Source organism: Pseudomonas petrae (assembly GCF_021728295.1).
GTDB classification, from domain to species: Bacteria; Pseudomonadota; Gammaproteobacteria; order Pseudomonadales; family Pseudomonadaceae; genus Aquipseudomonas; species Aquipseudomonas petrae.
Map to the genome: position 1 here is coordinate 48,992 of NZ_JAKJXE010000015.1, position 25,669 is coordinate 74,660.

At 61.4% G+C, this 25,669-nt stretch carries 19 protein-coding genes; 14 read left to right on the forward strand and 5 right to left on the reverse strand.

Annotated elements, in window-relative coordinates; genetic code table 11:
• Positions 1-242 precede the first annotated feature (242 nt).
• On the reverse strand, positions 243-1,619 hold the full coding sequence (locus L4G42_RS21990; protein WP_237259802.1) for an L-serine ammonia-lyase: 1,377 nt from the start codon (positions 1,617-1,619) through the stop codon (positions 243-245).
• 476 nt (positions 1,620-2,095) lie between these two features.
• Between L4G42_RS21990 and L4G42_RS21995 the strand changes: the two genes are divergently transcribed.
• The 12 genes from L4G42_RS21995 to yccS all read left to right on the forward strand — a co-directional run bounded on the left by L4G42_RS21995 (position 2,096) and on the right by yccS (position 20,174).
• Positions 2,096-3,043: a choline ABC transporter substrate-binding protein gene (locus tag L4G42_RS21995; RefSeq protein ID WP_237253497.1), complete on the forward strand. Its 948-nt coding sequence runs from the start codon at positions 2,096-2,098 to the stop codon at positions 3,041-3,043.
• Between the two features lie 64 nt (positions 3,044-3,107).
• A complete protein-coding gene (gene choW / locus L4G42_RS22000) occupies positions 3,108-3,956 on the forward strand; it encodes a choline ABC transporter permease subunit (RefSeq protein WP_237253554.1) in 849 nt (282 codons plus the stop codon).
• Positions 3,953-5,134: a choline ABC transporter ATP-binding protein gene (gene choV / locus L4G42_RS22005; RefSeq protein ID WP_237253498.1), complete on the forward strand. Its 1,182-nt coding sequence runs from the start codon at positions 3,953-3,955 to the stop codon at positions 5,132-5,134. Before choW ends, choV begins: the two co-directional genes overlap by 4 nt.
• A 291-nt stretch (positions 5,135-5,425) precedes the next feature.
• Entirely contained in the window at positions 5,426-6,019 is a 594-nt protein-coding gene (gene betI / locus L4G42_RS22010; RefSeq protein ID WP_122533875.1) for a transcriptional regulator BetI, read from the forward strand.
• 75 nt (positions 6,020-6,094) lie between these two features.
• The gene (betB, locus tag L4G42_RS22015) at positions 6,095-7,567 is read left to right on the forward strand and encodes a betaine-aldehyde dehydrogenase (protein WP_237253499.1); all 1,473 of its coding nucleotides are present in this window, start codon (positions 6,095-6,097) and stop codon (positions 7,565-7,567) included.
• 163 nt (positions 7,568-7,730) lie between these two features.
• Positions 7,731-9,434 carry a choline dehydrogenase gene (betA, locus tag L4G42_RS22020; protein ID WP_237253500.1) on the forward strand — a complete coding sequence of 568 codons (1,704 nt, stop codon included), beginning with the start codon at positions 7,731-7,733 and terminating at the stop codon, positions 9,432-9,434.
• Between the two features lie 998 nt (positions 9,435-10,432).
• Positions 10,433-11,875 carry a TldD/PmbA family protein gene (locus L4G42_RS22025; protein ID WP_237253501.1) on the forward strand — a complete coding sequence of 481 codons (1,443 nt, stop codon included), beginning with the start codon at positions 10,433-10,435 and terminating at the stop codon, positions 11,873-11,875.
• Positions 11,875-13,200: a TldD/PmbA family protein gene (locus L4G42_RS22030; protein WP_237253555.1), complete on the forward strand. Its 1,326-nt coding sequence runs from the start codon at positions 11,875-11,877 to the stop codon at positions 13,198-13,200. Before L4G42_RS22025 ends, L4G42_RS22030 begins: the two co-directional genes overlap by 1 nt.
• A 206-nt stretch (positions 13,201-13,406) precedes the next feature.
• Complete coding sequence (gene mdtD, locus L4G42_RS22035; protein WP_237253502.1) at positions 13,407-14,849, forward strand: multidrug transporter subunit MdtD; 1,443 nt, start codon at positions 13,407-13,409, stop codon at positions 14,847-14,849.
• 86 nt (positions 14,850-14,935) lie between these two features.
• Positions 14,936-16,315 carry an ATP-dependent RNA helicase DbpA gene (dbpA, locus tag L4G42_RS22040; protein WP_237253503.1) on the forward strand — a complete coding sequence of 460 codons (1,380 nt, stop codon included), beginning with the start codon at positions 14,936-14,938 and terminating at the stop codon, positions 16,313-16,315.
• Between the two features lie 151 nt (positions 16,316-16,466).
• Positions 16,467-17,645 carry a BaiN/RdsA family NAD(P)/FAD-dependent oxidoreductase gene (locus tag L4G42_RS22045; protein WP_237253504.1) on the forward strand — a complete coding sequence of 393 codons (1,179 nt, stop codon included), beginning with the start codon at positions 16,467-16,469 and terminating at the stop codon, positions 17,643-17,645.
• 321 nt (positions 17,646-17,966) lie between these two features.
• On the forward strand, positions 17,967-20,174 hold the full coding sequence (gene yccS, locus L4G42_RS22050) for a YccS family putative transporter (protein ID WP_237253505.1): 2,208 nt from the start codon (positions 17,967-17,969) through the stop codon (positions 20,172-20,174).
• Here yccS and L4G42_RS22055 read toward each other — a convergent pair.
• Positions 20,155-20,892, reverse strand: coding sequence for a substrate-binding periplasmic protein (locus L4G42_RS22055; protein ID WP_237253506.1), 738 nt, complete (start codon positions 20,890-20,892; stop codon positions 20,155-20,157). The two genes, yccS and L4G42_RS22055, sit on opposite strands and share 20 nt — an antisense overlap.
• A gap of 205 nt (positions 20,893-21,097) precedes the next feature.
• On the opposite strand from L4G42_RS22055, the gene L4G42_RS22060 reads away from it, so the two are divergent.
• Entirely contained in the window at positions 21,098-21,556 is a 459-nt protein-coding gene (locus L4G42_RS22060; protein ID WP_237253507.1) for a GNAT family N-acetyltransferase, read from the forward strand.
• 72 nt (positions 21,557-21,628) lie between these two features.
• Here L4G42_RS22060 and L4G42_RS22065 read toward each other — a convergent pair whose 3' ends face one another.
• The 3 genes from L4G42_RS22065 to L4G42_RS22075 are packed head-to-tail and all read right to left on the reverse strand — an operon-like array spanning position 21,629 to position 24,656.
• Positions 21,629-21,925: a winged helix-turn-helix domain-containing protein gene (locus L4G42_RS22065; RefSeq protein ID WP_065986572.1), complete on the reverse strand. Its 297-nt coding sequence runs from the start codon at positions 21,923-21,925 to the stop codon at positions 21,629-21,631.
• A gap of 31 nt (positions 21,926-21,956) precedes the next feature.
• Positions 21,957-22,457, reverse strand: coding sequence for a YgjP-like metallopeptidase domain-containing protein (locus L4G42_RS22070; RefSeq protein WP_419789396.1), 501 nt, complete (start codon positions 22,455-22,457; stop codon positions 21,957-21,959).
• A gap of 57 nt (positions 22,458-22,514) precedes the next feature.
• Positions 22,515-24,656, reverse strand: a complete 2,142-nt coding sequence (locus L4G42_RS22075; protein WP_237253509.1) for a putative bifunctional diguanylate cyclase/phosphodiesterase — start codon at positions 24,654-24,656, stop codon at positions 22,515-22,517.
• A gap of 315 nt (positions 24,657-24,971) precedes the next feature.
• On the opposite strand from L4G42_RS22075, the gene L4G42_RS22080 reads away from it, so the two are divergent.
• Positions 24,972-25,643: a polysaccharide lyase family 7 protein gene (locus L4G42_RS22080; protein ID WP_192171166.1), complete on the forward strand. Its 672-nt coding sequence runs from the start codon at positions 24,972-24,974 to the stop codon at positions 25,641-25,643.
• Positions 25,644-25,669: the final 26 nt, after the last annotated feature.

The window sequence follows — 25,669 nt, forward strand, 5'->3', positions numbered from 1 at the left end:
GCGGGCGCGATGAGCAATTCCGTAGCACTTGTGTGAACCATCGAATCGGCAGGCGGTCCGGCAGTGTCACCCGACGCACGGGGTGATCGGCAGTCGGCGATGGGCTCTGGATACGGATGGCATCCCGCCAGCTCAATGGTGAGCGCGCGCCAAAACGTAGCGGGTTCAGTGAGGCGTGGGCGAAAAGCGAGCAGGCAGCTACGTGTGCACCGGCTTCTCACCCAGGATCGGGCGTTACCGACTCAACATTCGACGGCGCTGACCGCCAGCCCGCCGCGGGACGTCTCTTTGTACTTGTCGTGCATGTCGGCGCCGGTGTCGCGCATGGTGCGAATGACCCGGTCCAGGGAGATAAAGTGCTGGCCGTCGCCGCGCAGGGCCATTTGCGCGGCATTGATGGCTTTCACCGCAGCGATGGCGTTGCGCTCGATGCACGGCACCTGAACCAGTCCGCCCACCGGATCGCAGGTCAGGCCCAGGTTATGTTCCAGACCGATTTCCGCCGCGTTGCACAGCTGCGCCGGGGTGGCACCCAGGATGTCCGCCAGGCCGGCGGCCGCCATGGCGCACGCGGAACCGACCTCGCCCTGACAGCCGACTTCGGCGCCGGAGATCGATGCGTTCTTTTTGCACAGAATGCCGATGGCCGCCGCGCCCAAGAGGTAATCGACCACGTTGGCTTCGCTCACTTCGTCGCTGAATTTGACGAAGTAATGCAGCACCGCCGGAATGATTCCTGCCGCGCCGTTGGTGGGCGCCGTGACCATGCGCCCTCCGGCGGCGTTTTCTTCGTTGACGGCCAGCGCGAACAGGTTGACCCACTCCATCGCGCTCAGCGTCGAACCAATCACGTTCGGCTTGTTCAGCTCCAGAAGGCTGCGATGCAGACGCGCTGCACGACGACGCACGTTCAGGCCGCCCGGCAAAATACCCTCGTGCTTCAAGCCCAGCTCGACGCACGCCTGCATGGCACGCCACAGGTGCATGAGCCCGGCGCGGATTTCGTCTTCGCTGCGCCAGACCTTCTCGTTTTCCATCATCAGCTGCGACACCCGCAGGCCGTGGGTTTCGCAGAGCATCAGCAGTTCGTCGGCACTGGAGAAATCATAGGGCAGCACGGTTTCGTCGCGATCGAGCACGCCACTGGCGGCCTGGGCTTCATCGACGACAAAACCGCCGCCGACCGAGTAGTAAGTGTCGCGATGAAACTCGCCGTGCTCATTGAACGCGATAAGCGTCATGGCATTGGGATGGAACGGCAGGTTTTCGTCGATGAGCAACATGTCGCGCTGCCACACGAAAGAAATCGGGTGATCGCCATTGAGCTTCAAGGTGTCGGTTTCACGCAGTTCGGCAATGCGCTGGCCGATCAGCGCAGGATCGATCGCATCGGGCCATTCGCCCATCAGGCCCATGATCACCGCGCTGTCACTGCCATGGCCGACGCCGGTTGCCGACAGCGAGCCATAAAGCCGTACTTCGAGGCGTTGCACCTGCGCCACTTGATCGCGCTCGCGCAGCCCCTGAACGAACAATGCTGCCGCGCGCATGGGGCCGACGGTGTGTGAGCTGGAGGGGCCAATACCGATCTTGAACAGGTCGAACACGCTGATTGCCATTAACCGCAAACCTCCGAAAACAGGGCTCCCGGCGCGCCGCGCGGCCGGCGATGGAGCTGCTACGCTCAAGCAGCGATCCATCGAGATGGCGGCATCATCAGCCTTTTGTTTTGCAGGGCGGCGTCTCACACCGACTCACCCATGCCCACCAACGTCGTGTCTGCGTTCGCCGCTCCCTGAGTACGATCGGCTGCCGATTCGGGCACTTTTTGCCGTATCGTCACTCTGCTTTTGTCCCGGGAATCATTCGGCGAGCAGGGAAAAAACCTGTAAGCGACGTCACTGATACTGGATACGACGCCCTGTGTACTGGATACGACGCCCCCTGTAGGCGTTTGTTTTTCCCTGTTACATGATCGTTGTCGACTCAATCGCCAGACGCAGTGATGGAGCTGTTTTCCCAACTTGACTCGCCGACACCAGAAAACGCATCAGCTACGGTTGATGCCGAGAAGAAAACACCAAAGGAGTCCAACATGAAAGGTTCACAAAGGCTGTTGCTGGGCGTTGCGCTGAGTCTCCCCATCCTGGCCCAGGCCGCAGAGCCTGCTGCTTGCCAGATGGTCAATTTTTCCGATGTGGGCTGGACCGACATCACGGCGACCACCGCCGTCACCAGCGTCGTGCTGCAGTCGTTGGGCTACAAAACCAAAACCACGATGATTTCCGTGCCCGTGACCTACAAGTCGCTGGCCGATGGCAAGAACATGGACATCTTCCTCGGCAACTGGATGCCGACCATGGAAAACGACATCAAGGCCTACCGCGACGCCGGCACCGTCGAGACCGTCCGCGCCAACCTCGAGAACGCCAAGTACACCCTCGCCGTTCCTCAGGCTCTGTATGACAAGGGGCTTCACGACTTTGCCGACATCGTCAAATTCAAGAAAGAACTCGACGGCAAAATCTACGGCATCGAGCCGGGCAACGACGGCAACCGCCTAATCCAGAGCATGATCGACAAGAACGCCTTCGGCTTGAAAGACGCAGGCTTCAAGGTCGTCGAATCGAGCGAAGCGGGCATGCTGTCCCAGGTCGACCGCGCTTCGCGACGCAGCACCGACGTGGTGTTCCTTGGCTGGGAACCGCACCCGATGAACACCCGCTTCAAAATTCAGTACCTCACCGGCGGCGATGACTTCTTCGGCCCCGACTTCGGCAAAGCCACCGTCTACACCAACGTGCGCAAGGGCTACACCACCGAGTGCAGCAACGTCGGTCAGTTGCTGAAAAATCTGTCCTTCACCCTGCCGATGGAAAGCACGCTGATGGGCAACATCCTCGACGACAAGATGAAGCCTGAAGCCGCCGCCAAGGCGTGGTTGAAAACCAACCCTCAAGTACTCGACACCTGGCTGGCGGGCGTCAGCACCGTGGACGGAAAACCTGGCCTGGAAGCCGCAAAAGCCGAGCTGACGAAGTAACTCGACAGGCAGGCGGGTACGCCCGCCTGTTGTCCTCTTTTCATCCCGCACGCGGACAACCGACATCATGCTGACTGATCATAAAATCCCCCTGGGCCAGTACATCGCCGGCTTTGTCGAATGGCTGACGCAGCACGGCGCCAGCACCTTCGACGCCATCGCTTCGTCACTGGAAACCATGATTCACGGCCTGACCGGCGGGCTGACCTGGTTCAACCCCTTCGTGCTGATCGGCCTGGTTGCCCTGCTTGCCCACTTCATTCAGCGCAAATGGGGCCTGACCGCATTTGTGATCATTTCCTTCCTGCTGATCCTCAACCTGGGGTACTGGCAGGAAACCATGGAGACCCTGGCGCAAGTGCTGTTCGCCACGGCGGTCTGTGTCGTGATCGGCGTGCCGCTGGGCATCATTGCCGCGCACAAGCCGATGTTCTATACCTGCATGCGCCCCGTGCTCGACCTGATGCAGACCGTCCCTACTTTCGTTTACCTGATCCCGACCCTGACCCTGTTCGGCCTCGGCGTGGTACCGGGCCTGATTTCGACGGTAGTGTTCGCGATCGCTGCGCCGATCCGCCTGACCTACCTGGGCATCTGTGATGTCCCGCAAGAACTCCTCGACGCCGGCAAAGCCTTCGGCTGCTCGCGCCGTCAACTGCTCTCCCGCATCGAACTGCCCCACGCCATGCCGAGCATCGCGGCCGGCATCACCCAGTGCATCATGCTGTCGCTGTCGATGGTGGTGATTGCCGCGCTGGTAGGGGCGGACGGCTTGGGCAAACCTGTGGTCAACGCACTGAACACTGCTGATATCGCACTGGGCTTCGAAGCGGGCCTGGCGATCGTATTGCTGGCGATCATGCTCGACCGGATCTGCAAACAACCGGACGCCAAAGTGAGGGCCGACGCATGAGCATCATCAAATTCGAGCAGGTTGACGTCGTCTTTTCCAAAGACCCGCGTGAAGCTCTCAAACTGCTGGACCAGGGCCTTACGCGGGCCGAAATCCTCAAGAAAACCGGCCAGATCGTCGGCGTCGAAAAAGCCACGCTGGAGATCAACAAAGGCGAGATCTGCGTGCTGATGGGCCTGTCCGGATCGGGCAAATCCAGTCTCCTGCGGTGCATCAACGGTTTGAACACAGTGAGCCGTGGGTCGCTGTTCGTCGAGCACGAAGGCAAGCAGATCAACATCGCCGCCTGCACCCCCGCCGAGCTGAAGATGATGCGCACCAAGCGCATCGCGATGGTGTTCCAGAAGTTCGCCCTGATGCCGTGGCTGACAGTGCGCGAGAACATCAGTTTCGGTCTGGAAATGCAGGGCCGCCCCGAGAAAGAGCGGCGCACGCTGGTGGACGAAAAGCTGGAGCTGGTGGGCCTGACCCAATGGCGCAACAAGAAGCCCGACGAGCTTTCCGGCGGCATGCAGCAGCGTGTCGGCCTGGCCCGGGCGCTGGCGATGGACGCTGACATTCTGCTGATGGACGAGCCGTTTTCGGCCCTCGATCCGCTGATCCGTCAGGGCTTGCAGGATGAACTGCTGGCGCTGCAGAAAAAGCTGAACAAGACCATCGTCTTCGTGAGTCACGACCTGGACGAAGCGCTCAAGCTCGGCACCCGCATTGCGATCATGAAGGACGGCCGGATTATTCAGTACAGCGTGCCGGAAGAGATCGTGCTCAATCCCGCAGACGAATACGTGCGTACGTTCGTCGCCCACACCAACCCCCTCAACGTGCTGTGCGGTCGCAGCCTGATGCGTCCGATCACCCAGTGCACGCGCATCAACGGTTCTCAGGTCTGCCTGGACCCGAGCGACGACACCTGGATTGATCTGTCCGACGGCAACGCCATCACCGGCGCCCACCAGCATGGCGCGACCCTTGATCTGCAAAGCTGGGAGCCGGGCCAGTCGGTGGAAACCCTCGGCCGCAAACCGACCGTTGTCCACTCCGACATCGGCATGCGCGACGCCTTGCAGATCCGCTATCACACCGGCAACAAGCTGGTGCTGCAGGAGAACAACCAACTGGTCGGCATCCTCGGCGACAGCGAGCTGTACCACGCGTTGCTGGGCAAGAATCACGGCTGAGACAGCGCCTGACGCACGCGTTCGCCAGCAAGCCGACTCCTACGGATTCGCGTCGACCCTGCATCGCGCGAACGCCTAAACCTGTAGGAGCGCGCTTGCCCGCGAAGGCGCCGGCACACTCAAAATGTATTGCCGCTTGACACACCGAAATCGCGGGCAAGCGCGCTCCTACAGATCGGTGATCGCACGCGCCTGCAACTTTTTGTTGATTGAACGTTCAATTAAAAAGCTTTACAGTGGACGCCGTTTCCAGCCACTCACGATCACCCGGCACATCAAGGAGCCCTACAGATGCCCAAGGTCGGTATGCAACCCATTCGGCGTCAACAGTTGATCCAGGCCACCCTGACGGCGGTCGATCAGGTCGGGATGGGCGATGCCAGCATTGCGCTGATCGCCAAACTGGCGGGGGTCTCCAACGGCATCATCAGTCACTACTTTCAGGACAAGAACGGCCTGATCGCAGCGACGATGCGCCACCTGATGAATGCGCTGATCGCCAGCGTCGCCGAGCGGCGCCGGGCGTTGAACGACGACAGCCCGCGGGCTCACCTGAAAGTGATCATCGAGGGCAACTTCGATTCCAGTCAGGTCAACGGCCCGGCCATGAAAACCTGGCTCGCCTTCTGGGCAACCAGCATGCATTCGCCCTCGCTGCACAGGCTGCAGCGGATCAACGATCACCGCCTGTATTCGAACCTCTGCTGCCAGTTCCGTCGCGCATTGCCGTTGGACGAAGCACGCAGCGCAGCCAGGGGGCTGGCGGCATTGATCGACGGCTTATGGCTGCGCGGCGCGCTTTCGGGCGACGCCTTCGACACCGAACAAGCGCAACGGATCGCCTACGAGTACATGGACTTTCAACTGGCAAAAGCGCCGAGCTGAAGCAGCCGGCATCACGACCAAGGCAGCGCGCGGCGCACTCGGTCGTCACCCATCCCAGACTACTGCGAGGACTTTATGGCCCGTTTCGAATTGCAAAAACTCTACATTGACGGCAGCTACGTGGACGCCAGCAGCGACGCAACCTTCGACGCCATCAACCCGGCCAATGGCGAAGTCCTGGCCCAGGTGCAGCGCGCGACCCAAGAAGACGTCGAACGCGCCGTTGTCAGCGCCGAAAAAGGCCAGAAAATCTGGGCCGCCATGACCGCCATGGAGCGCTCGCGCATCCTGCGTCGTGCCGTCGACATCCTGCGTGAACGCAACGATGAACTGGCCGAGCTGGAAACCCTGGACACCGGCAAAGCGATCTCCGAAACCAAGTACGTCGACATCGTCACCGGCGCCGACGTGCTGGAGTACTACGCCGGCCTGGTGCCTGCGATCGAAGGCGAGCAGATTCCATTGCGTGACACTTCGTTCGTTTACACCCGCCGCGAGCCGCTGGGCGTCACCGTCGGCATCGGCGCGTGGAACTACCCGATTCAGATCGCCCTCTGGAAGTCCGCCCCGGCGCTGGCGGCCGGTAACGCAATGATCTTCAAGCCAAGCGAAGTCACCTCGCTGACCACGCTGAAGCTGGCAGAAATCTACACCGAAGCCGGCGTGCCGAACGGCGTGTTCAACGTGCTGACCGGTGCCGGCAGCGACGTCGGCAGCTGGCTGACCGAGCACCCGCGCATCGAGAAGATCTCCTTCACCGGCGGCGTACAGACCGGCAAGAAAGTCATGGCCAGCGCGTCGAGCTCGTCGCTCAAGGAAGTGACCATGGAGCTGGGTGGCAAGTCTCCGCTGATCATTTTCGACGACGCCGATCTGGATCGTGCCGCCGACATCGCGATGATGGCCAACTTCTACAGTTCGGGTCAGGTCTGCACCAACGGCACTCGCGTGTTCGTCCCGAGCGCATTGAAGGCCGCGTTCGAAGCGAAAATCCTTGAGCGCGTTAAACGCATCCGCGTCGGCAACCCGCAAGACGACAACACCAATTTCGGCCCGCTGGTGAGCTTCGCGCACATGGAAAACGTGCTCGGCTACATCTCCAAGGGCAAGGAAGAAGGCGCACGCCTGCTGATCGGCGGCGACCGTCTGACCGAGGGTGAGCTGGGCAACGGCGCATTCGTCGCGCCGACGGTCTTCACCGATTGCACCGATGAGATGACCATCGTTAAAGAGGAAATCTTCGGCCCGGTCATGAGCATCCTCAGCTACGACACCGAGGAAGAAGTGATCCGCCGCGCCAACGACACCGAAATGGGCCTGGCCGCCGGCATCGTGACCAAGGACCTGAACCGCGCGCACCGCGTGATCCATCAACTGGAAGCCGGTATCTGCTGGATCAACGCCTGGGGCGAGTCCGACGCGAAAATGCCGGTCGGTGGCTACAAGCAGTCGGGCGTGGGTCGTGAAAACGGTATCAGCTCGCTGGCGCAGTACACCCGCATCAAATCGGTACAGGTCGAGCTGGGCGATTACGCGTCGGTGTTCTGATCCTGCACCGCTTTTGTAGGAGCGCGCTTGCCCGCGAATGCGTCAGGTCATTCAACGTTGCAGAACCTGACTCATCGCGTTCGCCAGCAAGCCGGTTCCTACAGATTTCGACCGCGTACATTCGCTCCATTTTCAGACATATCTCAAAGAGGGAGCATTTCAAATGTCCCAAGAATTCGACTACATCATCATCGGCGCCGGCTCCGCCGGTAACACCCTGGCAGCCCGTCTCACCGAGGACGCAGGCGTCACCGTGCTGTTGCTTGAAGCCGGCGGCCCGGACTATCGCGCTGATTTCCGCACGCAGATGCCGGCCGCGCTCGCGTTCCCGCTGCAAGGCCGTCGCTACAACTGGGCCTACGAGACCGAGCCAGAGCCGCACATGAACAACCGTCGTATGGAATGCGGTCGCGGCAAGGGCCTGGGCGGCTCGTCGCTGATCAACGGCATGTGCTACATCCGCGGCAACGCCATGGACTACGACGGCTGGGCGAAAAACCCGGGGCTGGAAGACTGGTCTTACCTCGATTGCCTGCCCTACTTCCGCAAGGCCGAGACCCGCGACATCGGCCCTAACGACTACCACGGCGGCGAAGGCCCGGTCAGCGTGACCACGCCCAAGGCCGGCAATAACCCGCTGTTCGCCGCGATGGTGGAAGCAGGCGTGCAGGCCGGTTATCCGCGCACCGAGGACCTCAACGGTTATCAGCAGGAAGGTTTCGGCCCGATGGACCGCACCGTCACGCCGTTCGGCCGTCGCGCCAGCACCGCCCGTGGTTATCTGGACGAAGCGAAGAAGCGCTCGACCCTGACCATCGTCACTCACGCGCTGACCGACCGGATTCTGTTCGACAACAAGCGAGCAGTCGGAGTGGCCTACATGGTCGGTGAAAGCGACACCCGCATCGAAGCGCGCGCTCGCAAGGAAGTCCTGCTGTGTGGCGGCGCAATTGCTTCGCCGCAGATCCTGCAGCGTTCCGGCGTCGGCCCTGCGCCGCTGCTGAAGAAGCTCGACATTCCAGTCGTTCACGACCTGCCGGGCGTTGGCGAGAACCTGCAAGACCACTTGGAAATGTATCTGCAGTACGCCTGCACAGAGCCTGTCTCGCTGTACCCGTCACTGCTGTGGTGGAACCAGCCGGCCATCGGCGCCGAGTGGATGTTCCTCGGCAAAGGCATCGGCGCCAGCAACCAATTCGAGGCGGGCGGCTTCATTCGTTCGCGCAAGGAATTCGAGTGGCCGAACATTCAGTACCACTTCCTGCCGGTCGCGATTAACTACAACGGCAGCAAGGGCGTGCAAGAGCATGGTTTCCAGGCGCATGTGGGTTCGATGCGTTCGCCAAGCCGTGGTCGCGTGCAGCTGAAATCGAAGAATCCCCGCGAGTACCCGAGCATTCTTTTCAACTACATGGCGTCCGAGCAGGACTGGCAGGAATTCCGCGACGGCATTCGCCTGACCCGCGAAATCATGCAGCAGCCGGCGCTGGACCAATACCGTGGCCGCGAAATCAGCCCGGGCATCGACGTGCAGAGCGACGAGCAGTTGGACACGTTTATCCGTGAGCACGCCGAGACCGCGTATCACCCGTCCTGCTCGTGCAAGATGGGCACCGATGAAATGGCGGTCGTTGACGGTCAGGGCCGTGTGCACGGGATGGAAGGGCTGCGCGTGGTGGATGCGTCTATCATGCCGCTGATCACCACAGGCAACCTCAACGCGCCGACGATCATGATGGCGGAGAAAATCGCCGACAAGATCCGCGGCCGCGCCCCGCTGCCGCGCAGCACCGCCGATTACTACGTCGCAGGCGACGCGCCTGTGCGTGGCAAGCCGATGCGCGAAGTGGGCCCGTTGGCGCAGTAGCAAGCGCTACGTGGGACCGGCTTTAGCCGGGAAGAGGCCGGTGGGTACACCCGCGATTTTGCGGTGTGACATCTGACGCATTCCCGGCTAAAGCCGGTCCCACAGTGGTCTCGCGGCGTGTCCGTAGGACCGGCTTTAGCCGGGAAGAGGCCGGTGGGTACACCCGCGATTTTGCGGTGTGACATCTGACGCATTCCCGGCCAAAGCCGGTCCCACAGTGGTCTCGCGGCGTGTCCGTAGGACCGGCTTTAGCCGGGAAGAGGCCGGTGGGTACACCCGCGATTTTGCGGTGTGACATCTGACGCATTCCCGGCTAAAGCCAGTCCCACAGTGGTCTCGCGGCGTGTCCGTTGGACCGGCTTCAGCCGGGAAGAGGCCAGTAGGTACACCCTCGATTTTGCGGTGTGATGTTTGGCGCATTCCCGGCTAAAGCCGGTCCCACAATGGTCAAGCGCCGTGTCAGTGGGACCGGCTTTAGCCGGGAAGAGGCCGGTGGGTACACCCTCGATTTTGCGGTGTGACATCTGACGCATTCCCGGCCAAAGCCGGTCCCACAGTGGTCTCGCGGCGTGTCCGTAGGACCGGCTTTAGCCGGGAAGAGGCCGGTGGGTACACCCGCGATTTTGCGGTGTGATGTTTGGCGCATTCCCGGCTAAAGCCGGTCCCACAATGGTCAAGCGCCGTGTCAGTGGGACCGGCTTCCGCCGGGAAGAGGCGAGTGGGCACACTCTCAATTTTGCGGTGTTACACCTGACGCATTCCCGGCTAAAGCCGGTCCCACAATGGTCAAGCGCCGTGTCAGTGGGACCGGCTTCAGCCGGGAAGAGGCCGGTGGGTACACCCGCGATTTTGCGGTGTGACATCCGACGCCTTCCCGGCTAAAGCCGGTCCCACAATGGCGCGCTGCGCGCGCGTTGTCCTTCCCACCCCCGCTGCAGTGATCATCCGCGCTATGATTCGGGCCATTGCCTGTCCGAATCGCCAAGGAGCCTTCCTGCATGTTCGACTTCTCCGCTCAGCTCAAGCAGCGGTTCGCCGCCCTGCAGAGCAGCGCCCCGTTTTTCTCCCTGCGTTACGTCAAACAGACCAGCCAGCACCTGTCGGTGCGCAAGAACGTCGCCGAGCCGCCGCATCTGAGCATCGACGAGGGCGCGATGCTCACCGTGCGCATCAACGGCGTCGAAGCCTACGCGGCCACCAACGATATTTCCCAGCGCGGACTTCAAACGGCGCTGGAGCAGGCTGAAATGCAAGCGCGGCAACTGGCCCCGCATTCCCTTCTCGACCTGCGCGACCATGCTGTCGCCACCGCCCGTGCCGATTACCTCTCGCCCAACCTGCAAAGCGCATTTCCGTTGCTCAGCGAGTGCTACGCCCTGCTCAATGCCGAATCGGCGTCGGTGCCCAGGGACGAGCGCCTGGTCAACTGGCAGGTGAGTCTGGGACTCGAGAACGTCGAGCAGATCTACCTCAACAACGCCGGCGCCGAGATTCGTCAGGCCCAGCGCTTCGTCTTCCCTGGCCTGACCGTCACGGCTTACGACGGCCAAGACAGCCAGACCCGCAGCCTCGGCCGCGAGAACTTCGGCCAGCAAGGCAGCGCGGAAGTCATCGCTTCGTGCGGGATCATCGGTGCGGCGGTCAACGTCGCCGATCAGGCGCTGCAACTGGTCATGGCGCCGAACACGCCCTCCGGCCAGCGCGATCTGTTGCTGACGCCCGACCAGATGACCCTGCAAATCCACGAATCCATCGGCCACCCGCTGGAGCTGGACCGCATTCTGGGCGATGAGCGCAACTACGCCGGCACCAGCTTCGTCAAAGCCAGCGACTTCGGCAGCCTGCAATACGGCTCAAGCCTGCTCAACGTGACCTTCGATCCTGAAATCCCCGAGCAACTGGCGAGCTACGGCTTTGATGACGACGGCACGCCGGCGAGCAAGCAATTTCTGATCAAGGACGGCGTACTGGTGAGGCCGCTGGGCGGCGCCCTGTCGCAATACCGCAGCGGCATGGAAGGCGTCGCCAACAGCCGCGCGTCCAGCTGGAACCGCGCACCCATCGACCGCATGGCCAACCTCAATATCGAGCCGGGCGACCAGTCGATGGCGCAGCTCATTGGCGGCATCGAACACGGCATCTTGATGAGCACCAACCGCTCATGGTCGATCGACGATGCGCGCAACAAATTCCAGTTCGGCTGCGAGTGGGGCCAATTGATCGAGAACGGCGAGCTCAAGGGCGTGGTGAAAAACCCGAACTACCGCGCGATCTCCGCCCAGTTCTGGCGCAACCTCAGCGCGGTCGGCGACGCCAGCACCTTCAAGGTCCTCGGCACGCCCAACTGCGGCAAAGGCGAGCCCAATCAAGTGATCCGCGTAGGGCATGCCTCGCCCGCTTGCGTGTTCGCGCGCGTTGATGTTTTCGGAGGTGACGCATGATGTCCCATCAAGCGCAATTCAAGGCCCTGGCCGAATGGCTGCACGGTGCGGTCACGGCGGACGAGCGTTATACCCTCAGCTATGACGCAGAAGCCTCGGACTTCATTCGCTTCAACCACGCCAAGGTGCGTCAGGCCGGCCACGTGCAGCAGGCCGGCGTGACCTTTAAGCTGATCGCCGCAGGCCGTCACGCCAACCTGAGCCTGACGCTGTCGGGCGATGGCGAGGTGGATCGACATCGCCTGAGCGAAGCCCTGACTCAGTTGCGCGAGACCCTGACGCTGTTGCCGGAAGATCCTTATCTGCAGCTGAACGAAGAGGCCTGGCAGAGCAGCAACGTGCAGGAGACGCCGTTGCCGGACAGCGCCCATGTCGTCGAGCAGATCGCGCAACTGGGCGAGGGGCTGGATCTGGTTGGTATTTACGCGGCCGGGCCGATCTATCGCGGCTTCGCCAGTTCAAGCGGTGCGCTGGGCTGGCATCAGGCCAACAGCTTCAATGTCGACTGGAGCCTGTTCCATGAGAACGGCCAGGCGGTGAAAGCCAACTACGCCGGGCACACGTGGACTGACGAAGGCTTTGCACGGCGCTTCGCCCTGGCCCGTGAGCAATTGGCGTTTCTTGGACGCCCGGCACATGCCCTCGCGCCCGGACAATACCGCGCCTATCTGGCGCCCGCCGCGCTGGAAGAAGTCATGGGCATGCTGTGCTGGGGTGGATTCTCCGCGCAGTCGCTGGCCGACAAGACCAGCCCCTTGCAGCGGCTTTATGACGGCCAGGCTACGTTGAGTCCGCTGGTGAGTTTGAACGAACAGGTCAGCGGCTCGTTGTCCCCTGCGTTTTCCGGCGAGGGTTATCCGCGCATGGACCTGTCGCTGGTGGCCGAAGGCGTGGCCCGGGATCGCATGATCGACTCGCGCAGCGCCGCCGAATATGGCCTTGTCGCCAACGGCGCAGGTTGGGGCGAGTCGCCGAGCGCGCTGAGCATGGAGGGCGGTTCGCTGGCGCTGGATGAGGTGTTGAAAGCGCTGGGCACGGGCTTGTACATCAGCAACCTGTGGTATTTGAATTTTTCAGACCGCACCGCCGGGCGCATCACCGGAATGACGCGCTTCGCCACGTTCTGGGTTGAAGACGGGCAGATCAAGGCACCGGTCAACACCATGCGATTCGACGACAGTATCTTTAGCCTGCTGGGCGCGGCGCTGGAACAACTGACCACTGAAAGGGAACTCCTGCTGTCGACGAGTACCTACAGTCAGCGCCAGACCGCCTCGAATCTGCTGCCGGGCGCATTACTGAGTGCGTTGACGCTGACGCTGTAACGCCGACGTCAAAACATGCCCTCTGCGCCGCATGAGGCTGCTGTTGATTCTGCCCGAAGGGCGTAGGAGCGCGCTTGCCCGCGAATGCAGTGTGTCAGGCAATAAACAGGACACAGACATAACGCAATCGCGGGCAAGGTGGAGCGCCACCCCGGTCGCTCCTACAAAACCAGAAGAAACCTATCCCATAAGGACCCTCGATCCACATGCCGACCTCAACACCGCAGCTGGACGCCCGCACCCTGCGCTGGATGCCATGGGTCATCGCCATTGCCTTTTTCATGCAAAGCCTGGACGGCACGATCCTCAACACCGCGTTGCCGTCCATGGCCCGCTCGCTGGCGGAAGATCCATTGCGCATGCAGTCGGTGATCATCGCCTACATGCTGACCATCGCCCTGCTGATCCCCGCGTCGGGCTGGATTTCCGACCGCTTTGGCATCAAACGGATCTTCTTCAGCGCCATCCTGCTGTTCAGCTTCGGCTCGTTGCTGTGCGCGGTGTCCAACTCCATCGGCATGCTGGTGGGCGCGCGGGTGATTCAGGGCCTCGGCGGAGCGTTGATGATGCCAGTCGGCAGGCTCATCGTGCTGCGCGCTTATCCCCGCACCGAGTTGGTTCGCACACTGAGTTTCATTACCATGCCCGCCCTGCTCGGCCCGCTGATGGGCCCGACCGTTGGCGGCTGGCTGGTGGAATACCTGAGCTGGCACTGGATCTTCCTGATCAACCTTCCGGTGGGGATTCTCGGTTGTTTTGCCGTGCGCAAATTCATCCCCGATCTTCAGGGGGGCGGCCGTACGCGCTTTGATCTGGTGGGATTCGGCTTATTCGGCGCGTCGATGGTGCTGATCACGATTGCACTGGAAGGCCTGGGCGAACTGCACTTGCCGCACTTGCGGGTGGTGATGCTGTTGTTTGGCGGCATGGCCTGCCTGGCGGCGTACTGGTTGCGCGCCAGTCACGTGGAAGCGCCGTTGTTCTCCGCTCAGCTGTTCAAGACCCGCAGTTTCGCGGTGGGCATCATGGGCAATCTGTTTGCCCGCCTGGGCAGCGGCGCCCTGCCCTTTCTGCTGCCACTGATGCTGCAAGTCGCGCTGGGTTACTCGCCATCACATGCTGGCATGAGCATGATTCCCCTGGCCCTCGCAGCGATGTTCGCCAAGCCGCTGGCGACCAAAGCCATTGAACGGCTGGGTTATCGCATCGTGCTGACCGGTAATACGCTGCTGCTGGGTATTCTGCTGGCGAGCATGGCGCTGGTCAGTGCCAACACGCCGTACTGGCTTTTGTTGATTCATCTGGCGTTTCTGGGCGGGGTCAACTCGCTGCAGTTCTCGGCGATGAACGCGGTGACGCTGATCGATCTCGACGATGCCAGTGCCGCCAGCGGCAACAGTCTGCTGTCGGTGGTTGCGCAGTTGTCCCTGAGTCTCGGCGTCGCCTGCGCGGCTGCTTTGCTGGGCGGGTTCAGCGACGACGTGGCGACGGGCGAAGTGAGCGACGTGCTCGGTGCGTTTCAGCTGACCTTCCTGTGCGTCGGCGTGCTGGCGATGCTGGCGGCGTCGATCTTCCTGCAACTGTCGCCACGCATGGCCCCCGAAGCACCGGCGCGCAAACCGCAACCGGAGCCCGAAATCGAGGCGTGATTCGCTCACCATTTATCGCGCGCGGCCCCAAGGCAGGGGCCGCGACCTGATACACTGCGCGACATTTTGTTTTGCAGGCCCGTCCCGTGACTAACACCGCTTTTAACTCATTGCCCCTTTCCGCCGCCATGCTGGCTAACCTGGAGTCCCTTGGTTATGCCGAGATGACGCCGATTCAGGCGCAGAGCCTGCCGGTGATTATCAAGGGGATGGACCTGATCGCCCAAGCCAAGACGGGCTCTGGCAAGACCGCTGCATTCGGCATCGGCCTGCTCAATCCGGTCAATCCGCGCTACTTCGGCTGCCAGGCGTTGGTGCTCTGCCCCACCCGTGAGCTGGCCGACCAGGTGGCCAAGGAGATCCGTCGTCTGGCGCGTTCCGAAGACAACATCAAAGTGCTGACCCTCTGCGGCGGCGTGTCTTTCGGCCCGCAGATCGGTTCGCTGGAGCACGGCGCGCACATCATCGTCGGCACGCCGGGTCGCATCCAGCAGCATCTGCGCAAGGGTTCGCTGGTGCTGGACGGCCTGAACACGCTGGTGCTGGACGAAGCCGACCGCATGCTCGACATGGGTTTCTACGACGCCATCGCCGACATCATCGAGCAGACACCCAAGCGTCGCCAGACCCTGCTGTTCTCGGCCACCTATCCGGTCGGCATCAAGCAGCTGGCCTCGAAATTCATGCGCGATCCGCAGACCGTCAAGGTCGAAGCGCTCCACGCCGACAGCCAGATCGAGCAGATCTTCTACGAAATCGCCCCCGAGCAACGCCTCGAAGCGGTGGTCCGCGTGCTCGATCATTTCCGTCCGCAGTCCTGCGTGGCGTTCTGTTTCACCAAGCAGCAGGTTCAGGAAGTGGTCGATCACCTGACCGCCAAGGGCATGTCCGCCGTCGGCCTGCATGGCGATCTGGAACAGCGCGATCGCGACCAGGTGCTGGCGATGTTCGCCAACCGCAGCACCTCCGTGCTGGTGGCCACTGACGTCGCTGCGCGTGGTCTGGACATCGATGCACTGGACATGGTGCTCAACGTCGAGCTGGCGCGGGATTCGGAAATCCACATTCACCGCGTCGGCCGTACCGGTCGTGCGGGTGAGACCGGCATCGCCGTCAGCCTGGTTGCCCCCGGCGAAAGCCAGCGCGCCCGCGCCGTTGAAGAACTGCAGAAAGCGCCGCTCAACTGGCAGCAGTACGACCAGCTGGAGCGCAAGGAAGGCGGCAAGCTGCTGCCACCGATGACCACGCTGTGTATCGGCTCCGGCCGCAAAGACAAGCTGCGCCCTGGCGACATTCTTGGCGCGCTGACGGGCGAAGCAGGCATTCCTGGCACTCAGGTGGGCAAGATCGCGATCTTTGATTTCCAGGCCTACGTCGCCGTGGAGCGCAGCATGGCCAAGCAGGCGCTGGAGCGTCTGAACAACGGCAAGATCAAGGGCAAGTCATTGCGCGTTCGGATTTTGTAAGGTCCGCAGCGCCTCTTTGTAGGAGCGCGCTTGCCCGCGATTGCGGTGGTTCAGTAAGACATTTATGCCCTGACACACCGCAATCGCGGGCAAGCGCGCTCCTACAGGTTCACCGCCACCCCCTGGATTATTTACACCCGAGGACACCGCTTTGCCCGTTACTGACGTTGTGATCATCGGCGCCGGCGCCGCAGGTTTGATGTGTGCATTCACCGCCGCCCAGCGCGGCCGCAAGGTCATGCTGATCGACCACGCCAACAAGCCGGGCAAGAAAATTCTCATGTCGGGCGGCGGTCGCTGCAACTTCACCAACATGTACACCGAGCCTGCCAACTTCCTCTCGCAGAACGCGCATTTCTGCAAATCGGCGCTGGCCCGCTACACCCAGTGGGATTTCATCGAGCTGGTGGGCAAGCACGGCGTGCCTTACCACGAGAAGAAACTCGGGCAGCTGTTCTGCGACAACAAATCCAGTGACATCCTCGATCTGCTGCTCGCTGAATGCGACACCGCGGGCGTGAGCCTGCACATGGACACTTCGGTGCAGAGCATCGAGAAAGCCGAAAACGGTTACCTGCTGAAAACAACCCTGGGCGAACTCCGTTGCGATTCACTGGTGATCGCCACAGGCGGCCTGTCGATTCCGACGCTGGGCGCTACCGGTTTCGGTTATCAGGTCGGCAAGCAGTTCGGCCACACGCTGTTGCCTACCCGGGCGGGCCTGGTCCCGTTCACCATCACCGATCAGTTGAAAGAGCTGTGCACCGAGCTGACCGGCACGTCGGTCGATTGCCTGGTGAGCTGCAACGACGTCAGCTTTCGCGAAAACATCCTGTTCACCCACCGTGGCTTGAGCGGACCGGCGATCCTGCAGATCTCGTCCTTCTGGCAGCCGGGCGACACGGTCGAAATCAATCTGATGCCCGACCACGACGCTCACAGCTGGCTGACCGAGCAACAGGCCGAACGCCCGAACAGCGAATTAAAGACGCTGCTCGGCGAGATTTTCACCAAGAAAATGGCCAACCTGATTGCCGAGCAATGGTTCGTGTCCAAGCCGATGAAGCAGTACACCCACGCCGAACTGGCCGACATCGCCACCAGACTGGCGAGCTGGCAAGTGGTACCGGCGGGCACCGAAGGGTATCGCACGGCCGAGGTCACACTGGGCGGCATCGACACCCGTGAAGTGTCGTCGAAGACGATGGAATCGCTGAAATCACCGGGGCTGTACTTTGTCGGCGAGGTGCTGGATGTCAGCGGGCATCTGGGCGGCTTCAACTTCCAGTGGGCCTGGGCCTCGGCGTACGCGGCGGCGCAGTTCGTCTGAGCAGTCGTTGCGAGCAAGCTCACACCGGCACGGACGCACGCGATCTCTGTAGGAGCAATCGGAGTTTACGACGGTCGCGAAGAGGCCGGGCCAGGCCATACATATTCAGTGCCTGACCTTCCGCCTTCGCGACCGTCGTAAACTCCGATTGCTCCTACCAAGTGCGTGTCGCAAATGAGAGAGGCACCATTGGGGTTAAGGTGCGTCTTGAGGTATTGGCATCCGCCCCGGAATAAATTTTGCTTACCGGATGTACAGCGCGCATCCGGCGCTGTACATATCCCTCAGCAAAATCAATCGCGAACAAGGCCGTCAGCGTTCATGGCATCGACATCGTTGCGCAATACATTCCGCCGTCTCTGGGCGCTGGACAAGTTTTCCTACAGCGTGCGGGTTTTCATCGCGCTGACCGGCAGCATGGCGCTGTGCTGGTACCAGAACGAGATGTCTCAGTTGATCCCGCTGTTCCTCGGGATTATCGCCAGCGCCCTGTCGGAAACCGATGACAGCTGGCAAGGCCGCCTCAATGCGCTGGCCGTGACGCTGGTGTGTTTCAGCATCGCGGCGCTGTCCGTGGAGCTGCTGTTCCCCTACCCCGTGGTGTTCATCTGCGCGTTTGCCTTTGCGGCCTTCTGCCTGACGATGCTTGGTGCGCTGGGTGAGCGCTATGGCGCCATTGCCTACGCAACGTTGATTCTGTCGGTCTACACCATGATCGGCGTCGATCAGCGCGGCGGCGAAGTCACCGATTTCTGGCATGAACCCATGCTGCTGGTCGCAGGCGCGGCGTGGTACGGCCTGCTGTCGGTGCTGTGGCAGATGCTGTTTTCCAATCAGCCGGTGCAGCAGGCGCTGGCCCGACTGTTTCGCGAGCTGGGCCTGTACCTGAAGCTCAAATCAGAGCTGTTCGAGCCGATTCGCACCCTTGATATCGAAGCCAAGCGCCTGGAGCTTGCCAAGCAGAACGGCAAGGTCGTCGGCGCGCTCAACGTCACCAAGGAAATCATCCTCAACCGCGTCGGCAGCGGTCGCCCCGGCTCGAAGGTCAGTCGCTACCTGAAGCTGTACTTCCTGGCCCAGGACATCCACGAACGCGCCAGTTCGTCGCACTATCCCTACAACTCCCTGGCCGAGGCGTTTTTCCACAGCGACGTGCTGTTTCGCTGCCAGCGCCTACTGCGCCAGCAAGGTCGCGCCTGCCGTGACCTGTCGGCGTCGATCCAGCTGCGCCAGCCGTTCATCTATGACGACAGCTTCGCCCATGCGCTGAATGATCTGCGCGCGTCCCTCGAACACCTGCGCATTCAGAGCAATCCGGCGTGGCGCGGGCTGCTGCGCTCACTGCGGGCGCTGGCCAATAACCTTGGCACCCTCGACCGGCTGCTCAGCGATGCGAGCAACCCCGACGCCCTGGCCGACGCCACCGACAGCAGCCTGCTCGACCGCTCGCCGCGCAACCTCAAGGACGTCTGGACGCGCCTGCGGCTGCAACTGACGCCGACCTCGCTATTGTTCCGTCACGCCCTGCGCCTGCCCTTGGCGCTGGTTATCGGCTACATCATGGTTCACCTGATTCACCCGTCGCAGGGGTACTGGATCATCCTCACCACGGTGTTCGTCTGCCAGCCAAGCTACGGCGCCACGCGGCGTAAACTCGGGCAGCGCATTATCGGCACGGCCATTGGCCTGACGGCGGGCTGGATTCTGTTCGACCTGATCACCACGCCGGTCCTGCAATCGATGTGCGCGGTGCTGGCCGGCGTAGTGTTCTTCGTCAACCGCACCACACGCTACACGCTGTCTACGGCAGCGATTACGGTGATGATCCTGTTCTGCTTCAATCAGGTCGGCGACGGTTACGGCGTGTTCTTGCCGCGCCTGCTGGACACGCTGCTGGGCAGCCTGATCGCCGGCCTGGCGGTGTTCCTGTTCCTGCCGGACTGGCAAGGCCGTCGGCTGAACAAGGTGCTGGCCAACACCCTGTCGTGCAACAGCATTTACCTGCGCCAGATCATGCAGCAATACGCGAACGGCAAGAGCGACGATCTGGCCTATCGACTGGCCCGCCGCAACGCCCATAACGCCGACGCGGCACTGTCCACCACGCTGGCCAATATGCTCATGGAGCCGGGGCATTTCCGCAAAGACGCCGACGTGGGTTTTCGCTTCCTGGTGCTGTCACACACCCTGCTCAGTTACCTGTCGGGCCTCGGGGCGCATCGGGAAACCCCGTTGCCCACCGAAGTGCGCGAGCAATTGATCGAGGGTGCCGGCGCCAGCCTTGCCGCGAGCATCGACGAAATTGCCCAGAGCCTGGCGTTGCGTGAGCCGGTTGCGGTGCAAAGCGACGCAGAGGAAGCGCTGGCGACGAGCCTGGAACAGATGCCGGAAGAAATCGACGAGGGCCAACGGCTGGTGCAAACCCAACTGGCGCTGATCTGCCGTCAGTTAGGGCCACTGCGCACCCTGGCAGCGCACTTGATCAAAGAGCCGGTCAAAGAGCCCGACATCACAGACCGTGCAGCCTGATGAGCTTGTCGTAAGTGCCGTCGGCTTTCATCTCGGCGATAGCCTTGTCGAAATCCAGAACGATCTGCTGATGATCCGCCCGCTTGATGCTGACCAGCATGTGCAGACTGTTTTCGCTCAGTGATTTAGGCAGGAATTCAACGTTGGCCTGCACGTCCGCAGGCTCGCGAGTGAGGGCGAACCGCGCCGCGTACTCGTCTTCCACCGTCAAGTCGACCCTGCCCGCTGCCAGCATCCTGACGGCGGTCGAGAAACCCGCCACCGGCACTTTTTTCAGCTCGGCATCGGCGTCGAATTCCGGCGAATAGGCGTAGCCGCGCACTACGGCAATGGAATAGCCGTGCAGCTGCGACAGGCTCTGAAAGTCGATGGAGGCGTCTTTGCGCTTCAGGAAACGCAAGCGGTTGATCAGGTACGGCGCGGAGAAAACCCCGATGCGCGTGCGGTCTTCGCTGTACCAGGCGTTGATAACGATGTCGTATCGCCCTTCGCTCAGCCCGTGTATCGCCCGCGCCCAGGGGACTTGCTCGTATTCGGTGTCATAACCGGCGCGGCCCAGCGCCGTGCGAATCAGGTCAGTGGACAGGCCGTCGTGCAGCAGTGACACGTCGGCATAGGGCGCCCATGCATCACCGGCGAGACGCAATGTCTGCGCGACCGCGCCTTGGGCTATCAGCATCATTCCCAACAGCCCTGCGGTGCACAGCAAACGCGACATACTCGGCTTCCTTGTGGCAACTGGCCTTCAGTGAAGACTCATTTTGCGCTTTGCACAACTCATAACAGTGCGATGTTTGTGCCGCAGTTCAACAAAATGACGCACCGCTGATTGAATGAGTGTCTAGTACTGCTCGCCGCGAATTTGGGCTTGCACCGATATGCGTTTAGTATCCGGCATCAACTTCTTCTCGCAGGCCGGCGTCATGTCTATCAACTGGATTTGCAAACACCATACCGACCTTGAAAAAGAGCAGCTGTACGCCATTCTGCAACTGAGGGCGCAGGTGTTTGTGGTGGAGCAGAAATGCTGGTATCTGGACGTCGATGGCCAGGATTTGCTGGGCGATACCTGCCATCTGATGGCTTGGCAGGATGATCAGCTGGTCGCTTACCTGCGCCTGCTGGACCCGATTCAGCAGAACGGTGACGTGACCATCGGCCGGGTGGTGACTGCACCATCAATGCGCAACAAGGGGATGGGCCATGAATTGATGGTTCAGGCGCTGAAACACGCGGAACTCCAATGGCCGGACCAGCCGATATTCCTCTCGGCCCAGGCGCATTTGCAGGGTTACTACAGCCGCTACGGCTTTAATCCGGTGGGCGAGGTGTACGTCGAGGACGGCATTCCCCACATCAGCATGCGTCGCGATCTGGACTGATCCGGCTCCGGACAGTAGGACGGGCTTCAGCCGGGAAGCTTCTGGCTCAAATCAACCAACCCTGGCACGCCCTCAGGGATACCCCAGCACCGTCTTGATGGTCTGCAGATTGCCCTCGATCCAGCGGCGGTCAATCGCGCCCCAGTCACGAATCCGGTAACCGCCGGCATGATTGCGCGCGCCATCGAGTTGTTCAAACTCGCACACGATATCCAGATCAGCCAGCGCCGCGATGGTGTCCTGGGCGGTGCGACGGGGCATGCCGGTGACGTCGGTCAAGGCCGGCACGCTGCTGGCGATGCCGCTGTCGATCAGATACGCCACATACAGGCGGCGGTAGAAACTGCTCTTGGTCTTGCTGACTTCCATTAAAACTTCCTTGAAAAGCGTTAGCGGCTGATCAGCGCACGGCCGTCTGCATGTCCCGCCAGGTCAGGTAGATGCGCAGGTCGAATTCCAGCTGGTGATAGCCCGGCTGCATGTGCTCGCACAACTGATAGAACGCCTTGTTGTGGTCTGACTCTTTGAAATGCGCCAGTTCGTGGACCACGATCATCTTCAGAAACTGCGGCGCTGCCTCCTTGAACAACGCCGCCACGCGGATTTCCTTCTTGGACTTGAGCTTGCCGCCCTGCACCCGCGACACCGTGGTGTGCAGGCCCAGCGCGCGGTGGGTCAGGTCCAGGCGGTTGTCGAACAGCACTTTGTCGATGTTCGGCGCGTTGCGCAGGTATTCCTGTTTGAGCGACAGCGCGTAGGCGTACAGGGCCTTGTCGCTCTGGATTTCGTGACGATCCGGGTAGCGCTGCTGCAGATAATCCGTCAGCCGGTTCTGCGAGATCAGTTGCCGAACCTGATCCTGCAGACCTTCCGGATAGGCCTGCAGGTATTTGAGCGGCATGGGCGTGGTGACAGTCATGGTCGGATCGGGTCGCGGGAAAAGCGTGAGTCTACCGTGTCAGTCCTGCCCGAGCAGCTGTAACGCGACCGGCAGATCGACCGGCTCGACAAAACGCTCTGCCTCCAGTGGCGGCATCGGGTGAGCAATCAGGAAGCCTTGAATGATCTGGCAGCCGTTGTCGACCAGCCACTCATACTGCTCGTAGGTTTCGACGCCCTCGGCAATCACCTCGATATTGAGCATGCGACACAGGTCAATGATGCTGCGCGCGACGGCCAGATCTCGGGACGATCCAAGCATGCCACCAATGAAGTGCCGATCGAGCTTCAGGGTGTCCAGATCGAGGTTGCGCAGATGGGCAAGGGAGCTGTCGCCTGCGCCGAAATCGTCCAGCGACACACGCACGCCGATGTCATGCAGGTCCTGCAGCTGCTTGCGGCTGTGCACCAGGTTGTGGACCAGCGATGGCTCGGTGATCTCGACTTCCAGCTGCCGGGGTTTCAGGCCGTGTAGCTGCATCGCGCGCTGCAGCTCGGCCGCCAGATTCGGCAGGCTGAATTGCGCAGGGCTCACGCTGACGCTCATGACCAGATCGTCCGGGAATACGTCGCTCCAGCGATGGCGCTGCGCCGCACCCTGTTCGAAAATCCAGCTGCCGAGCTTGTTGATCAGTCGCGTCTCTTCCAGCAGCGGAATGAACACCCCTGACGGCACGTCGCCCGCGTCCGGATGATGCCAGCGCAGCAGCGCTTCGAAACCCCGCGTCTTGCCGGTGACCACGTTGACCTGCGGCTGGTAGACCATGGAAAAGTCTTTGCCATCGATCGCCGTGCGCACGCTCTCTTCGAGCATCAAACGGGAGCGTGCGCGGCCATTCATGTACTGATCGAAGAAGCGGTATTGCTGACGCCCTGCCCGCTTGGCTTCGTACATCGCGATGTCCGCCGCACGCAACAGGCCATCCAGATTGGTGCCGCAGTCCGGGTAGACCGCGATGCCGATACTCGCGCCGAGTGTGGCCTCTACCCCGTCAATCATGCGCCGCGCGGAAACCCGCTCGATGAGTTTCTCGGCAACCTTGGCCGCGTGTTCGGGGAAGTCCAGCCCGTCGATGACCACCACGAACTCGTCGCCGCCCATGCGCGCAAGCACATCGTAAGGACGCAGGCAGTCTTTCAATTGCGCGCCGACCCACTGCAAGACCTGATCGCCGGCGTCATGGCCCAGGGAGTCGTTCACATCCTTGAAGCCGTCGAGGTCCAGGTACAACACGACCAGATATTTACCCGCATGCTCGTTGCGCAGCAGCATCCCTTCGACCGTCTGATAGAAACCACGGCGGTTGAGCAGACCGGTGAGGGAGTCCGTCACGGCCTGATGTTCGAGCTGACGATAGAGGTCACGCACCACCGACATGTCGAGCACGCTGAGCACCATCGCGCGCTGTTCGGCCGGCAGCGGCGCGCACGACAACGCAACCGGGACCTGACGCCCCTCGGGCGTTCGCAGCACGGCATCGTGGACGCGGTAGGTGTCGGAACGGCGATAGTGATGATAAAAGCCGGAATCGGCCCATTCGCCAACGCTGGGCTCGTGCAGGTAGTCGCACAACCTGGTGCCGCGCAGCTCACCGTCGGTCATGCCCAGCAAACGGCAGATCGCCGGATTGGCGAAACTGATGATGCCGTCTTCGGTGACGACAAGAATGCCTTCGGCCACGTTCGCCAGCACCGATGCGTTGAATGCCCGCGCCGATTCAAGCTCGCGGCTCAGCTTCTGCAGGGCACGCCGATTGTGCTGCTGCTCCAGAAGCGCCTGAACCTTGGGCCTGAGAATATTGGGGTCGAAGGGTTTGAACAGGTAATCGACTGCGCCGCTGGCGTAACCCTTGTGCACCGAGTCGCGGGATTGTTCATTGGCAGTGAGAAAGATGATCGGCGTCAATCGCGTTCGCAGGCTTCCACGCATGAGGCGGGCGACTTCGAAGCCATCCATGTCCGGCATCTGCACATCGAGAAGCACCAGATCGACATCTCTGTCCAGCAAAATGCCCAACGCTTCCATGCCTGAGGCGGCAGTGATGATTTCCCGGTCCTGGCGCTGTAGCACCGCGCACATGGTCACCAGATTTTCAGGGTAATCATCAACAACCAGCAATACTGATTTGCCACTTAATGGCAGGGATTGCACGCATTCCATGCTGCTACTCATCATTCACTTTACTGCCCGGGGAACGCCCCCGCTGATGGTCTGATAGGCCATTACTCTAGCTTCGATTGGAAAAAAAAGAAGGCAGGCGTAGTAGTGGCACCCAGAAAGTGCCATCGAACCGACTAACGGTAACCGTCCTCCATGTCAGCACTGCCCTGCGCTGTAGCAAAAGTAGCGGCACTTTGACGCCAACCGTTCGACGGAATCGCATTAACAAATGCAGCGGTGAACCGTATAAAAAGCGCCCCATAACCCCTTGCGCCCGCGACTTTGCTGGCAATGAGACACACCGGACGACTAGACATGATTGATTTGGGAACGTGGAATCTGAGCATTCCAGTGGGCTCGCCCCCCGCCACTATCGAGACACAACAACTGCTTCAAGGTTACGACGGCAAATACTTCAAGTCCGGCTCATCGAACATCACATTTTGGGCACCGGTCACCGGAAGCAAGACTGCCAACGCGATCTACCCGCGTACCGAGTTGCGCGAGACCTGGTCCAACGGCACGCTGCACAATTGGTACTACCAAGACGCCGACAATTACCTGAATGCCAAACTCAAGGTTCTTCAGGTGCCGTCTTCCGGCAGGGTCGTCATCGGTCAGATACATGTCTACGACAGCACCCAGCCGCTGCTAAAGCTCGAATATCAGTACCTGGAAGCGACGCATATGGGCAATATCGTCGCCAAGGTCCGCTACCACCCCACCGACAAAAAAGCGCGCGTGATCACGGTTGCGGAAAACGTGAGCCTGAACGAGACGTTTAATTACGTCATCCACCTTAATAAAGCCGGGTTGCTCAGCGTAACCGCCCATGGCATGGCCTGGAACGACCGGATCAGCGCTACCTGGAGCAAACAGCAGCTGTACTTCAAGGCCGGGGTCTACACCCAGGACAACACGGGCTACACAAGCGAAGGCGGCAAGACCATGTTCTTCAACCTGGACGCCGACCACAACAAGAGCTGATGCGCCCGCAAGGGAGCCCGAGCGTT